Origin of the sequence: Bacteroides reticulotermitis JCM 10512 (assembly GCF_000517545.1) — a bacterium.
In the GTDB taxonomy this organism is placed as follows: Bacteria; Bacteroidota; Bacteroidia; order Bacteroidales; family Bacteroidaceae; genus Bacteroides; species Bacteroides reticulotermitis.
This window is the reverse complement of record NZ_BAIV01000007.1, coordinates 1-15,008: the sequence shown is the minus strand read 5'-3', so window position 1 is coordinate 15,008 and position 15,008 is coordinate 1. Positions and strand designations below refer to the sequence as shown.

General features: G+C 44.9%; 9 protein-coding genes and 3 pseudogenes. 10 read left to right on the top strand and 2 right to left on the bottom strand.

Annotated elements, in window-relative coordinates; genetic code table 11:
- Positions 1-103: 103 nt before the first annotated feature.
- The 10 genes and pseudogenes from JCM10512_RS05565 (at position 104) to lgt (ending at position 10,623) form a co-directional block, all read left to right on the top strand.
- Positions 104-325 (top strand): hypothetical protein, encoded by a 222-nt coding sequence (locus JCM10512_RS05565; protein WP_148298284.1) that lies wholly within the window; start codon positions 104-106, stop codon positions 323-325.
- 1,139 nt (positions 326-1,464) lie between these two features.
- A complete protein-coding gene (nifH, locus tag JCM10512_RS05560; protein ID WP_044161274.1) occupies positions 1,465-2,340 on the top strand; it encodes a nitrogenase iron protein in 876 nt (291 codons plus the stop codon).
- Positions 2,341-3,859: pseudogene (locus tag JCM10512_RS05555) on the top strand (nitrogenase component 1).
- Between the two features lie 10 nt (positions 3,860-3,869).
- Complete coding sequence (locus JCM10512_RS05550) at positions 3,870-5,228, top strand: nitrogenase component 1 (RefSeq protein WP_044161272.1); 1,359 nt, start codon at positions 3,870-3,872, stop codon at positions 5,226-5,228.
- Positions 5,229-5,257: 29 nt separating this feature from the next.
- A complete protein-coding gene (locus JCM10512_RS05545; RefSeq protein ID WP_081741229.1) occupies positions 5,258-6,532 on the top strand; it encodes a radical SAM protein in 1,275 nt (424 codons plus the stop codon).
- 36 nt (positions 6,533-6,568) lie between these two features.
- Positions 6,569-6,916 (top strand): NifB/NifX family molybdenum-iron cluster-binding protein, encoded by a 348-nt coding sequence (locus JCM10512_RS05540; RefSeq protein ID WP_044161268.1) that lies wholly within the window; start codon positions 6,569-6,571, stop codon positions 6,914-6,916.
- Between the two features lie 189 nt (positions 6,917-7,105).
- Complete coding sequence (locus tag JCM10512_RS22385) at positions 7,106-7,318, top strand: hypothetical protein (RefSeq protein ID WP_148298283.1); 213 nt, start codon at positions 7,106-7,108, stop codon at positions 7,316-7,318.
- A 284-nt stretch (positions 7,319-7,602) separates the two neighbouring features.
- Positions 7,603-8,705, top strand: a pseudogene (gene ychF, locus JCM10512_RS05535) (redox-regulated ATPase YchF).
- A 74-nt stretch (positions 8,706-8,779) separates the two neighbouring features.
- On the top strand, positions 8,780-9,760 hold the full coding sequence (locus tag JCM10512_RS05530) for a ketopantoate reductase family protein (RefSeq protein WP_081741228.1): 981 nt from the start codon (positions 8,780-8,782) through the stop codon (positions 9,758-9,760).
- Between the two features lie 16 nt (positions 9,761-9,776).
- A pseudogene (lgt, locus tag JCM10512_RS05525) lies at positions 9,777-10,623 on the top strand (prolipoprotein diacylglyceryl transferase).
- A 125-nt stretch (positions 10,624-10,748) separates the two neighbouring features.
- Here the strand turns inward: lgt and mutS are convergent.
- A complete protein-coding gene (gene mutS, locus JCM10512_RS05520) occupies positions 10,749-13,364 on the bottom strand; it encodes a DNA mismatch repair protein MutS (protein WP_044161386.1) in 2,616 nt (871 codons plus the stop codon).
- Positions 13,365-13,685: 321 nt separating this feature from the next.
- Complete coding sequence (locus JCM10512_RS05515; protein ID WP_148298282.1) at positions 13,686-14,174, bottom strand: hypothetical protein; 489 nt, start codon at positions 14,172-14,174, stop codon at positions 13,686-13,688.
- Positions 14,175-15,008 lie beyond the last annotated feature (834 nt).

Here is a 15,008-nt window from a genome sequence, read left to right as displayed (position 1 = left end):
GGGATCTCTAACGACAACGAGCGGCTAATCTCCCTATCTTTGTCATGTCCGCAAGAGATGAAGGACATAACCAAAACGTATAACTCTTTAATGTTAAACAAGTATGAAAAAGTTAGTATTAAGCGCAGCTCTCGTTACTGCCATGTTTTTGGGTACCGCAAGTGTTTATGCACAAGTTCCTGTTAAAAAGGAAGTAAAGACAGAACAGACTGCAACAGCTAAGAAAGCAAAATCAGATAAGAAAGAGTGCAAAAAAGAATGTACTAAGAAAGCTGAAACTGCAACTCCTGCTGCTAAAGTAGAAAAGAAAGCTCCTAAAAAATAATCCGGATCTCGATAGCTTGAATACACATTCATGCAGTGAATAAATAGAACCTTATTTTTAGGACAATAGTGGGTGCGTCGAGCAATCGGTGCACTCATTATTTTTTTATTAGGATTTAATCGCCCCGCCCTTTTCGGGATCACTGGCAAAAGTATAGGGATTGATGCATCCTGATTTTTTCTGAGTACTACTCAAATTCCGACTCCTTTTGCAACTCGTACTATATCCCTGCATCCGATCTGCGTCTATATTTTCAGCTGCGAAGCTTGATTGAACACAATGATACATCGCTCTTATGACTTAATCACTTTTTTGCATATCATGCAGTATATCAGCCAATTGCAATGCGCCTTCTTTTTCACGGTCATATTATTCTGATGAGCGATAGCCATTGCTCGCTTCTCCCCAGAACAGAGTCTTCAATCCACCAAACAAGCCTATTCTTTAGCCGTATCGTGCGCAATGATTCGTGGATTTAAGCAGTCTTTTTCTATGTTTATCTTCTTCTATTTCGTGTTCCACATCTGTGCGACGGCTGTTCCACATTATGTGGGACACGTGTTTCACAATATATGAGTCGGCTGTTCCACATCTGTGGAACAGGAAATAAAACAGGCAAAAATGCTTTTTACGAGTTGTTTACTACTAGCTGCCAAGTGGATTTTGCCAAATACACAGCCTTTGAAAATCGGCATTATCTATTGAGTAGATCAGCCTGAGAAAAGTAGGCGCATTGTAGTAGGCTTTCAATCAGCGATTTACAGCAAAAAGTGATTATGACATGAAAGTGTTGTATCATTTTGCAACCCACTTAAATTGCATTTTTTATCGGTTAATTAGTTTATAGACGCAGACTATCGCCCTAGATTTAGGCTGGTTACAAAAATACCGTACATATGGTATTTCAGATCTTAATCTACCCCTGTATCTTTGCACTGTCATAATTACAGACAATGAAAACAGTATCAAACCTAATAAAACGAATGTGCTGCTAACAGCACCCTACATTCCATCAATCCACTTCTAACCTATTTAGGTCAATTGTGAACATTCATTTGTGAGACAGAATGAATGGCCAATAAGCTTCTATTGTTTTTGCGCGCAAAGATTTAAACACTTTATAAAAAAACGTATTAATTATGTCTAAAAAGATTAAGCAAATTGCTATTTACGGAAAAGGCGGTATCGGAAAGTCAACAACAACATCCAATATCAGTGCAGCATTAGTCGAAGCAGGATACAAGGTATTGCAATTCGGCTGTGACCCCAAGAGTGATTCAACCAATACGCTGAGAGATGGAAAGTACATCCCCACCGTGTTGGACCTGTTAAGAGAAAAACCCAAAGTAGATGCCCACGATGCCATCTTCGAAGGGTTTAAAGGAGTCTATTGCGTTGAAGCCGGAGGACCTGCACCGGGTGTGGGATGTGCCGGCAGAGGAATCATCACGGCAGTTGAACTGCTGAAACAACAAAACATCTTTGAAGAGTTAGACTTAGACTACGTCATATACGATGTGCTGGGTGACGTTGTTTGCGGAGGTTTTGCCGTGCCCATCCGGGAAGGAATCGCCGAACATGTCTTCACCGTATCATCTTCTGACTTCATGGCCGTATATGCTGCCAACAACCTGATGAAGGGAATAAAGAAATACTCCAATTCGGGAGGAGCGCTATTCGGTGGCATCATCGCCAATTCAATAAACAGCCCTTATCAACAAGGTATTATTGAGGACTTTGCCAAGCAAACGAGCACACAAATCGTAGAATATGTTCCCCGCTCCATTACGGTGACTCAGTCCGAACTTTCGGGACGCACCACAATTGAAGCACAACCCAATTCCAAACAAGCCGATGTTTACAGAAGCCTGGCTCGTAAGATACACGAACATACGGAATCCCGGGTTCCGACTCCTCTCGAAATAGACGATTTGAGAGCCTGGTCGGCCAGATGGGCAGATCAACTATTGGCCATCGAAGCGGGAGAAGTTCGGGGAGTTCAAGCTAATATTTAAATGTATATGGAAAAAATCAATTTAAATACAACCGTTGTCGAGAGTCGCGAACAGCGTCTGGGCACCATCATCGCATGGGATGGAAAAGCTTCCGAACTATCCGAAGCGTCTCAATATCAAAATGGATGCGGCTCGGGAAGAGGATGCGGACTTTGCGAAGTACGAGGCCCTTTCAGCCAAGGATCGGTCTGTAGCGAACAGATGGTGGAATGTCAGGCCGGACATATTCGGGACGCCGTGCTCATACAACATTCGCCCATTGGTTGCGGGCTGGGACAGGTTGACTATAACTCACTCTACCGCAACGGAGCGGCCATGCGTAATCTGCCGGTTGAGAATATTCGCGTCACTTGTACCAACCTGATCGAAAGCGATATGGTGTTCGGGGGAGCTGCTCGCCTGGCACAATCCATACAAGATGTATACGACCGCTATCACCCAAGCTATATTTGTCAGTACTTCATGCGCCACCGCTATTATTGGCGACGATATCGACGGAGTTTCTTCGGAATACGAAGAGAAGTTAGGAATACCCGTAATCCCGTTGCACTGCGAAGGATTCAAATCGAAGCATTGGAGCACCGGGTTCGACTCGACTCAACACGGCATCCTACGCCAGATTGTACGCAGGAATCCGAAGAAGCAGGAAGATTTGGTGAACGTGATCAACCTATGGGGATCGGATGTGTTTACCCCGATGCTTGCTAACTTAAACCTGCGCGTTAATTATGTAGTCGATCTGGCAACTGTGGAAGATCTGGCTCAAATGTCGGAAGCAGCTTGTACGGTCGGCTTCTGCTATACCCTGTCTTCCTATCTGGCCGCAGGCTTGGAGCAACACTTCGGAGTACCGGAAATCAAAGCTCCGCAACCTTATGGCTTTGCCGGTACAGACGCTTGGATTCGTGAGATAGGACGCGTAACCAATCGTGAAGAACTGGCAGAAGCATACATTGCGCGGGAGCATGCCCGTGTCAAGCCCAAACTGGAAGAGTTGAAGAAGAAACTAAAAGGGTTGAAAGGCTTTGTTGCCACCGGATCGGCCTACTCGCACGGACTGATTTCAGTACTTCGCGAATTGGAGATCGAAACAAACGCATCACTGGTATTCCACCACGATCCTATTTATGACAGTGGAGATCCTCGTCAAGACTCCTTGGGACACCTCATCGAGAATTATGGCGATGTACCATCCTTTAGCGTGAGCAACCGTCAACAGTATCAGTTCTACGCACTCTTGCAGCGAACTCATCCCGATTTTATCCTGATTCGTCACAACGGGTTGGCACCGCTGGCTTCCCGCTTGGGTATTCCGGCAGCACCATTAGGCGACGAACATATCGCGGTAGGTTATGACGGTATGCTCAATCTGGGCGAGACCATATTGGATATCGTGGCACATAAAAAGTTCCACGAAGACTTGTCCAGGCACGTAAAGCTGCCCTATAAGAAATGGTGGCTGGATCAGGAAGATCCCTATATTTTAGCAAAAGAACCGAGTTTAATTGAAGCAATCTAAAAAGTAAAGTATGTCAATCGAAAACAAAAATACGATAGAGAAAACCAACTCTATCAGTCAGGTGCGGTATGCCTGCTCAATCGCATCCTTATATACAGCATCCTCTATTCCGGGCGTTATCCCCATCACCCATTGCGGCCCGGGATGCGCCGATAAGCAATTCATGGGACTTGCTTTCTACAACGGTTTTCAGGGAGGCGGTTATGGTGGAGGTGCAGTCTCGCCGAGCGTAAACACCACCGAAAAGGAGGTGGTATTCGGAGGAGCCGACCGGCTACGCGAACTGATCAAAGCATCAGTCAAAATAATGGATGCTGATCTGTTTGTCGTCCTCACCGGCTGCATTCCCGATCTGGTTGGAGATGATGTTCCTTCCGTGGTATCCGAGTTTCAGGAGAAAGGGCTTCCCATCGTTTACGCTGAGACAGGAGGATTCAAAGGGAATAATTTCACCGGGCACGAGTTAGTTGTCAAATCCATCATCGACCAATACGTAGGTCCTTATGAAGGAGAAAGAGAACCGCATACAGTCAACATCTGGTCCTTACTACCCTACCAAAACACTTTCTGGCGAGGCGATTTGAGCGAAGTAAAACGAATACTAGAAGGTATCGGACTGAAAGTGAACATACTCTTCGGGCATCATTCCAAAGGGGTAGAGGAATGGAAAGAGATTCCGAAAGCCGGATTCAACCTCGTACTCTCTCCCTGGTTGGGATTGAAAACTGCTCAATATCTCGAGAAGAAATACAACCAACCCTTCTTGCATATACCCACCATCCCTATCGGTGCACAGGAAACATCACGCTTTCTGCGTGAAGTGACCGAATATGCCGGTTTAGATAAGGAGAAAGCAGAAGCATTTATCCGCGCTGAAGAGAAGGAGTATTATTACTACCTGGAGCATTTCGCCGATTTCTATTCCGAGTACTGGTGGGGACTGCCCGCTAAATTCGCCGTTGTCGGAGATAGTGCGTATAATTTGGCACTAACCAAGTTTCTCGTCAATCAACTGGGACTGATACCTGCCCGTCAGATTATTACAGAGAACCCACCGGAGGAATATAAGAAAGCCATAGCCGATCAATACAAGCACATTGCCGAAGATGTATCGCTCGACATTGATTTTATCGAAGACGGATATACAGTAGGCAAACTCCTTGAAGAAACCGATTTCGGGCATAAGCCTCCCATTATCTTTGCGACCACATGGGACCGGGATGTTGCCAAGAAGCTAAACGGACATATTGTAGAAATCGGTTTCCCCGCTTCCTATGAGGTCGTTATTGCCCGTTCTTACATCGGCTATAAAGGAGCATTAAACCTTTTGGAGAAAATATTCACCACCGTAATCGGCAAGAGCGCCTGAGCTCTCTTTGCCATCATCAAACTGTCGGTATGGAAAAAGAAACAACAGTTCAGAAAATGCAGACGATAGGTTCTTCCGACTTCAGCAAACACCCGTGTTTCAACGAAGAATCCAAGCATCGTTACGGCCGAATCCATCTGGCAGTTGCTCCGAAGTGCAATGTACAATGTAACTTTTGCAACCGCAAATTCGATTGTACCAACGAGAGTAGGCCCGGAGTGACTACCTGTGTGCTAAAGCCGGAAGAAGCATTGGTGCATTTGGCTAAGATCGAGGAGCTGACTGATAACCTGGCGGTTGTCGGCATTGCCGGACCCGGTGATCCTTTTGCCAATCCCGAGGAAACCATGGCAACACTCGAACGGGTGCACGCCCAATATCCGGAGAAACTGTTATGTGTTTCATCCAACGGGCTAAATATATTCGATTATATTCCCCGCCTGGCCAAGCTAAATGTCTCGCATGTTACGATAACCGTTAATGCCGTTGATCCCGAAATCGGAGCTTCTATTTATGAATGGATCGTCTTTCAGAAAAAGGCCTACAATGGAATAGAAGGAGCGCAATTATTGCTACAACGCCAGACGGAGGCTATCCGCGAGTTGAAGCGATATGGCATTGTTGTAAAAGTAAACACTGTGGTCATTCCCCGTGTGAACGAGCATCACGTACCCGCAATAGCCAAATATGTAGCTGCACTCGGAGCCGATATTCAAAACTGCATCGCACTGATTCCGGTCAAAGGTACTCCGTTCGAAGAGTTATACGAGCCTTCGGCATCCGATATGCGCATGGTTCGGGCAAAGACCTCTATTCACATCAAGCAGATGAAACATTGTGCGCGATGCAGAGCGGATGCAGCCGGACTGTTGGGAGAAGACATCAACAACCCGGATTCAAGGAGAGAGAATCCACAAGAGATTCAGTTTAAGCAAGGACGTTACATTGCTGTGAGTACTTCGAACGGCATATCGGTCGATACGCATTTGGGTAGAGCCTCGTACCTTGCCATCTATGCGTGGCAGGAAGAGAAACCTCGACTCATCGAGAAACGGGATATATCCGTGATACGCAACGCTCCCGACCGCTGGAACGAACTGGCGAATCTCCTATCCGATTGCTTTCTCCTGCTTACCAGCCGTGTAGGAGGTAAACCGTTGAGGTCGCTCACAGAGAATGGTTTTCTGGTAGAAGCCGTAGAAGGCAACGTCAGCGAAATCGTAAATTCAGTCTTTAAAAACAAAGTCATCCCCAGAGAAGCTTTGCGAATGGTTGGTTATTGCGATTCCGGTAACGGTTGCTGATGCCGGGTAAAAGCTGAAACTCCAAAAAATAAAAGTATGTATAGAATAGCAATTGCAAGCAGCAATGGCGAAAATGTAGATCTACATTTCGCGCAGGCGGCATCTTTCCTTATATATGAGATAACAAAAGATGGTGTTGATTTCATTGACGACCGTCCCGTTGTGCTTCCCGAAAAAGAGCATGTCCACAATGAAGAAAACATGGATGCAGTGATAGAGTTACTCAATGACTGCGTTGCTGTCTTCGTCCTCAAAATAGGTATGCGATCTTCCCGACAACTTTACGCACGTGGACTGAAGTCGTTTGAAGTAAGTTACCCGCTTCACCACATTTTCAGAACATTGGTGGACAACCTCCAGCGGGGAAAGATAAAGGTACTATAACCCGCAAGAACCAACCAGCGGCAACCCGGTTTATCGCCCACGTTGAACGTTTGATAATCTAATGATTTTCTAACTTTTTTATAAGGGAATTCTAACTCTAACGGGAATAGAACCGCCGTATCTTTGTCACGTCCGAAAGAGATAACGGATACAACCAAAACGTAATAATTCTATTAAATTTAAAACAGTATGAAAAAGTTAGTATTGAGCGCAGCTCTCGTTACTGCCATGTGTTTGGGTACCGCAAGTGTTTATGCACAAGTTCCTGTTAAGAAAGAAGTAAAGACAGAACAGACTGCAACAGCTAAGAAAGCTAAGAAAGAGTGCAAGAAAGAATCCGCTAAGAAGGCTGAAACTGCAACTCCAGTTGCTAAAGTAGAAAAGAAAGCTCCTAAAAAATAACCGGGATTTAAAAGATCGAGTAATATTCATGTGGTAATTTTTAGGTGAATGATGGGTGCATCGAGCAATCGGTGCACTCATTCTTTTTTATACAACATACAACAAGAGCACAGCATGGGTCAGCGGAACCCGAAAGAGGCTCTTCACGCCTACAAGAAGACAGCCCTCGAAAGGGAAAGAAACACGGCCTCCAATAGAAAGTGCCTGAACTTAACTTCATTCGTACAAAAAATGATTATCTTTGCCCACCTAAACAAGATAATTAGAAATATACTAATAAGATTATGGCATTGCAATGTGGTATTGTAGGACTGCCGAACGTAGGTAAGTCCACTCTTTTCAACTGTCTGTCGAACGCGAAAGCGCAAGCAGCAAACTTCCCCTTTTGTACTATTGAACCAAACGTCGGCGTGATTACCGTTCCCGATGAACGACTCAACGCATTAGCCGAATTGGTACACCCCCAACGCATACTTCCTACTACCGTAGAGATTGTAGATATTGCCGGTTGGTGAAAGGTGCCAGTAAAGGAGAGGGATTAGGGAACAAATTTCTTGCCAATATCCGTGAGACTGATGCCATCCTTCACGTACTTCGTTGCTTTGACGATGAGAACGTGACACACGTAGACGGAAACGTAAACCCCGTTCGTGATAAAGAGATTATCGATTACGAACTACAGTTGAAAGACTTGGAAACCATCGAAAGCCGGATTCAGAAAGTACAGAAGCAGGCACAGACCGGTGGTGACAAAACCGCTAAACTAACGTACGACATCCTCGTTCAATACAAAGCTGCTTTGGAACAAGGTAAGTCGGCACGTACCGTATCCTTCGACACGAAAGACGAACAAAAGATCGCTCATGAACTTTTCCTGCTGACCAGCAAACCGGTATTGTATGTTTGCAATGTGGACGAAGCCAGTGCGGTGAACGGAAATAAATACGTAGAAAGCGTGCGCGAAGCCGTAAAAGACGAAGATGCCGAGATCTTGATTGTTGCCGCCAAAACGGAAGCAGATATTGCCGAGTTGGAAACGTATGAAGATCGCCAGATGTTCCTTGCCGAAGTAGGTTTGGAAGAATCCGGAGTAGCACGTCTTATCAAATCAGCTTACAAACTGCTGAACCTCGAAACCTATTTCACAGCCGGCGTACAAGAGGTGCGTGCCTGGACATACGAAAAGGGATGGAAAGCTCCACAATGTGCCGGAGTAATCCACACAGACTTTGAGAAAGGATTTATTCGGGCGGAAGTTATCAAGTTCGCAGACTTTATCCATTACGGTTCGGAAGCGGCTGTCAAAGAAGCCGGCAAAATGGGCGTGGAAGGCAAAGAATACATCGTACAAGACGGTGACATTATGCACTTCCGTTTCAATGTCTAAACCTCTTTCTGCCGGCAGGTAGATACAACAGGGGTAGGCAGCCTCATAAACGAAAGAATAAATAGAATGGAGTTATGAAAGACGACCATACATTTACTCATATATCGGACAATCACGCGACTCCCCACACCGGGAGAAAGCACTACCTCATTATAGGAACAGGTGGCGTGGGCGGCTCTATCGCAAGCTTCTTGTCGCTAGCCGGCAAGAAGGTAACTTGCATCGCCCGCGGAGCGCACCTGCAAGCCATCCGGCAAAACGGTTTGAAGTTGAAGTCGGACTTAAAAGGTGAGCACGTACTTCCTATTCCGGCTACTACGGCCGAGGAGTTTGAAGGAAAGGCTGATGTTATCTTCGTCTGTGTAAAAGGTTACTCTGTCGGCTCTATCACTGAACTGATTCAAAGAGCGTCACACAAAGACACGGTAGTCATACCGATTTTAAATGTGTATGGAACAGGTCCGCGAATTCAGCGACTGGTTCCGGAAGTAACGGTACTCGACGGTTGCATCTACATCGTAGGCTTTGTATCCGGTATAGGAGAGATCAGCCAGATGGGAAAAATATTCCGAATCGTGTACGGAGCACACCAAGCCACAGTCGTTAAACCCGGCTTATTGGAAGCCATCCAACACGACTTACAGGAGTCGGGTATTAAAGCCGATTTATCTTCAGATATCAACCGCGACACCTTCATCAAATGGTCGTTCATCTCTGCCATGGCAGTAACCGGAGCTTACTATAACGTCCCCATGGGCGAGTTACAGAAACCTGGCGAAATACGCAATACATTTATCGGGCTCTCACAGGAAAGTGCGGCTCTAGGCAAGAAGCTAGGAGTCGAATTTCCGGAAGACCCCGTTACCTACAACTTAAAGATAATCGACAAACTCGCTCCCGAAAGTACAGCCTCCATGCAGAAAGACTTAGCAAACGGGCACGAATCGGAGATACAAGGTTTGCTTTTCGATCTAATTACCGCTGCCGAAGAGCAAGCTGTCGATGTTCCGACCTACCGAATGGTAGCGGAGAAATTTACCCAAACAGATCATTAACTTAATCCATTATAGAATGAATACGATGCTATTATCCATCCACTGGAATCCGGACCCCGAACTATTCAAATTCTTCGGCGTCTCTATCCGTTACTACGGCTTGCTGTGGGCAGTCGGTATCTTTCTGGCTTACCTTGTTGTACACTATCAGTACCGGGACAAGAAGATAGATGAAAAACTGTTCGATCCTCTGTTCTTCTACTGTTTCTTTGGTATTCTGATCGGTGCCCGGCTGGGACACTGCTTCTTCTACAACCCCGACTATTACCTGACAAGCGGCAAAGGATGGCTGAGATGATACTCCCCATCAAGTTCCTGGCTAACGGAGGATGGAAGTTCACCGGCTACGAAGGGCTTGCCAGTCATGGAGGAACATTGGGTTAATCATTGCGCTCTGGCTCTACTGCCGGAAGACGAAACTTCACTACATGAATGTGTTGGACATGATTGCCGTAGCTACTCCAATCACCGCCTGCTTCATTCGGCTGGCTAACCTGATGAACTCTGAGATTATCGGCAAACCAACCGATGCACCTTGGGCATTCGTTTTCGAACGGATCGATATGCTGCCACGCCATCCGGGACAACTCTACGAAGCAATCGCTTATCTTCTCCTATTCTTCATCATGCTCTATCTTTATAAGAATTATGGCAAGAAGTTGCACCGCGGATTCTTCTTCGGACTTTGCTTGAGCTATATCTTCACTTTCCGTTTCTTCATCGAATTTGTGAAAGAGAATCAGGAATCATTTGAAGACGGCATGATGTTCAACATGGGACAATGGCTGAGCGTTCCGTTTATCCTCATCGGATTCTACTTCATGTTTTTCTATGAACGAAAGAAGAGGATGGAGAAGAAATAAAAAGACAGAAAGAATCCTACGGCGAACAAGGAACTTGGAAGCCAACAGGAAACTCTTTCTATACACCCAAAATATAAAGCTCCCGATTGCATCGGGGCTACAAAATCGTAAGAGGGAGATAGAGGTTATTTCCCTCTTACGATTTTCTTTATGTCACTCAATTTATTCAACGCTTCGATTGGAGTGAGGTTGTTCACATCCAAATTCAGAATCTCATCCCGTATCTGGCAGAGTATCGGATCATCCAACTGGAAGAAACTGAGCTGCATACCACTTCGGTTTTCGCTCACCTCCGCCAATGGCTTACCGGAAATTCCCTGCTGCCGATTGTCAGTTTCCAACTGTTTGAGAATTGCGTTGGAACGCTTCACAATGCTCTTCGGCATACCTGCCATCTTCGCCACATGAATACCAAACGAGTGTTCGCTACCACCACGCTCCAACTTGCGGAGGAAGATGATTTTATTGTCTATCTCTTTCACCGAAACATTGTAATTCTTGATTCGCTTGAACGATTTCTCCATCTCATTCAGTTCATGGTAGTGAGTTGCGAATAAGGTGCGTGCCCGGGCCTTGGGATGTTCGTGAATATGCTCCACAATGGCCCATGCAATGGAAATACCATCGTATGTGGATGTACCGCGTCCCAATTCATCAAACAGCACCAAGCTGCGTGAGGAGATGTTATTCAGAATATCCGCCGCCTCATTCATCTCCACCATGAAAGTAGATTCGCCCACCGAGATATTATCGCTGGCACCTACACGCGTAAAGATCTTATCAACCAATCCGATGTGTGCGCTCTCAGCCGGAACAAACGACCCGATCTGAGCCAACAACGTAATCAACGCCGTCTGTCGCAAGAGAGCAGACTTACCCGCCATATTGGGACCGGTAATGATGATGATTTGTTGGGTGGTACTGTCAAGCATCACATCATTGGCTATATACTTCTCACCGATAGGAAGTTGTTTCTCAATCACCGGGTGACGACCCTGACGAATGTCGAGCACATCATTGTCTTCGATTATGGGACGGATGTAGTTGTTATCACGCGCCACATTGGCAAACGACAACAAACAGTCCAACCGGGCAATCTGGTTAGCGTTAATCTGTACTTGGGGAATAAATTCCGCCAATGCTTGCACCAACTCCGCATACAACCGAGTTTCCAATGCAATGATTTTATCTTCGGCACCTAGAATCTTTTCTTCGTAGACTTTCAATTCCTGGGTAATGTAACGTTCGGCATTGACCAATGTCTGCTTCCGGATCCATTCTTTCGGAACCTTTTCCTTATGTATATTGCGCACCTCGATATAGTAACCGAACACATTGTTATAGGCCACTTTCAGACTCGGGATATCAGTCTCTTCACTTTCACGTTGTTGTATCTGGAGCAAATAGTCCTTGCCGGAATATGATATCCGTCGCAACTCATCCAGATCGGCATCTACACCGTCCTTAATCACTCCACCCTTATTAATCAACAACGGAGGATCATTTTTAACCTCCTTATCAATCCGGTTGCGGATATCAAGACAAAGATTCAGCTGCTCGCCAATGTGGTTCAGACTGGCATTATCAGCATCCATACAAGCCGCCTTGATCGGTTCGATTGCTTGCAGAGCCACTTTCAGCTGAACGACTTCTCGTGGAGAAACACGTCCCACAGCTACCTTCGAAATGATACGTTCCAAATCACCGATCAGATGTAGTTGCTCCTCAATCAGCTCTTTGAAATCAGGGTGGCGGAAGAAATACTCCACCACATTCAGCCGGTCGTTGATCGGTTTCTCATCTTTCAAAGGAAACACCATCCAGCGTTTCAGTAAGCGGGCACCCATCGGACTGATCGTTCGGTCGATCACGTTCATCAGGCTGCTTCCCCCGTCGTTCATACTACCGATAAGTTCCAGGCTACGCACCGTAAACTTATCCAAGCGAACATATTTATCTTCTTCAATACGTGCCAGAGAGGTGATGTGTCCAATCTGCGTATGCTGTGTCATAATGAGGTACTGCAGTACAGCACCGGAAGCGATGACACCATTCTTCAGATGTTCCACACCAAATCCTTTCAGGTTCTTGGTCTCGAAATGCTTCAGCAGACGTTCGCGGGCAGTAGATTCGGTAAACACCCAGTCGTCCAGTTCAAAAGTAAAGAACTTACTTCCAAAATTCCCCTCGAACATCGGACGTTTCCCTCGTTCGAAAAGAATCTCTTTGGGCCCGAAGTTATTCAAGAGCTTATCTATATAATCGAAAGGACCTTCAGCGGTAAGAAACTCACCGGTCGATATGTCCAAGAAAGCCACTCCACAGGACCCTTTGCCGAAGTGTACGGCAGCCAGGAAGTTGTTTTCTTTATAATTGAGCACATTGTCGTTGATAGATACACCGGGGGTAACCAACTCCGTAATCCCTCGCTTCACCAGTTTCTTGGTTAGTTTTGGGTCTTCCAATTGGTCACATATAGCTACGCGCTTCCCGGCGCGAACAAGTTTCGGCAAATATGTATCAAGTGCGTGATGCGGAAAGCCGGCCATCTCCACCGTCTTCTCTTTCCCATTGGCACGTTTGGTCAGTGTAATACCTAAAATCTCCGATGCGATAATGGCATCCGTAGAATAGGTCTCGTAAAAGTCACCACAACGAAACAGCATCACGGCATCCGGGTGCTTGGCTTTCAAATCCAGAAACTGCTTCATCATGGGGGTAAGTACGATATCTTGGCTCACAGCTTTCTCCTTTTCTTTGTTAATGAGGTAAATAATGCGATTCTCGGAACAAAGATAATTGTTTTCCGGCAGAGAATCAATGAAACTCACCGATTCCATTTTCACAAATTATGTTTCCTAGTTTTAAAAAAGCAGGGTCTTTTTCTTAATTACAGGCCCATATTTATTAAAACGTGTTATTAAACATGCTTTTTTCTTTGGAATATTTGCAAGTTCCGCAAAAGTCCGTACATTTGCAATGTGTTTTTCATAGTATTAGATTTAAGGTTAACAAAGGTTGGAGCAAGGCGTTGCTCCTTTTTTTTTGCCCATACGTTTCCTTTATTCTACTATCTTTCCGGCATCCCGCAGATAATTTAGAAACTTAGTCCAATTCGCTTTTCTTTTCTCGAAGTTTTCATTCCTTACTTTCTCCGATTCAAGTTTATTCGCGCCCAGTGATTCCAACGAGGGATAACCATCGAGTAGATAGTATTTAGTATCAATGATCACTAATACCAAGTCATTATGTACCAAACTTGAATATTGCAGTTGCATAGGGATGGATTCAAAAACGGAGCTACCATCTAAATAGAATGTTGTGGTAGAAAACAACCCGATCTTACTCTGAAAGGATTCAATCGAAGAAAGGCTTTCAGAAACAATTTGCCCGGATCTTAGAACAAGCTCACCAGTCGCGATATTGAAGTGGCCAATATCATCTTTAACATTAACAGCATACTTGCTCGATTCAGCATCGACCGAGTCATTATTATCACTACAAGAAGCAACCGACCAGAACAACAGGAATAAAATGAATACGTGTTTCATGTATCTAGCTTATTTATTAATACTAAGCAGCGAAGGTAACTAATTCTCACTCCGCATGAAATACCTAAAACAGGCTATATTTTTCAATATTCGAGTAAGTACAACTAGCCACTTTTAATGAGATTGCCATCCGATTCATGTATTTATCGAGTTACATATCCTATGCTTCAAGTCAAACACTGAAAAATATGCCTCCCTAAAAGGAGCCGTTTTTCAGCAATCTGCCACAACCTTTTACACGGATTATGGTGTCGTAAAAGGAATATAACTTGACTCGTCGTCACAGTCACTTTTTCGTGTATCTACCAATGTGTCAGCGACTTATTTTGCGTCTTCTTTTTTAGGTTGCTTCATCACAATGAGTGATACGCATGGCTTGCACCTAAAAAGATAATTCATTCAGGAAATCAATCCCAAAAGAGATCCCGCATTGTATAAATCTAATTATCAGATAAATACGGCAAAAAGTGATTATGACATGATTAGTTTGCACTTACACGCTTAAAAGCATATTTTAGTTCAAACGAAGCTCGAATTTCTGTTTTGATAAGTAACCACAAGATTTCGCAGGTGATTCTGATTCAATCGCTCGTATTTACTAAACCTTGTACATGAATGAGGTAAACCTTGTACATGGTTGGGGCAACTCTAGTACTAGGTTGGGGTAACTCTAGTACTAGGTTTGAGTAACTTTAGTACTAGGTTCAGGTTACTTGAGTACTAGATTATTAATACCCAAGCGATAGGCTATTAATACATCAGCCCTAGTCTATTAATACTTCAAAGCTTAACTAAAACAAGCCAATCGACTGATTCTATAAGACCAAGGAAGCG

Excerpts from the sequence above, each read along its gene's own strand:
- JCM10512_RS05550 (WP_044161272.1), top strand. The coding sequence starts at position 3,870 with ATGTCAATCGAAAACAAAAATACGATAGAGAAAACCAACTCTATCAGT.
- JCM10512_RS05515 (WP_148298282.1), bottom strand. The coding sequence starts at position 14,174 with ATGAAACACGTATTCATTTTATTCCTGTTGTTCTGGTCGGTTGCTTCT.
- nifH (WP_044161274.1), top strand. The coding sequence starts at position 1,465 with ATGTCTAAAAAGATTAAGCAAATTGCTATTTACGGAAAAGGCGGTATC.
- JCM10512_RS05540 (WP_044161268.1), top strand. The coding sequence starts at position 6,569 with ATGTATAGAATAGCAATTGCAAGCAGCAATGGCGAAAATGTAGATCTA.
- JCM10512_RS05565 (WP_148298284.1), top strand. The coding sequence starts at position 104 with ATGAAAAAGTTAGTATTAAGCGCAGCTCTCGTTACTGCCATGTTTTTG.
- JCM10512_RS05530 (WP_081741228.1), top strand. The coding sequence starts at position 8,780 with ATGAAAGACGACCATACATTTACTCATATATCGGACAATCACGCGACT.
- JCM10512_RS05545 (WP_081741229.1), top strand. The coding sequence starts at position 5,258 with ATGGAAAAAGAAACAACAGTTCAGAAAATGCAGACGATAGGTTCTTCC.
- JCM10512_RS22385 (WP_148298283.1), top strand. The coding sequence starts at position 7,106 with ATGAAAAAGTTAGTATTGAGCGCAGCTCTCGTTACTGCCATGTGTTTG.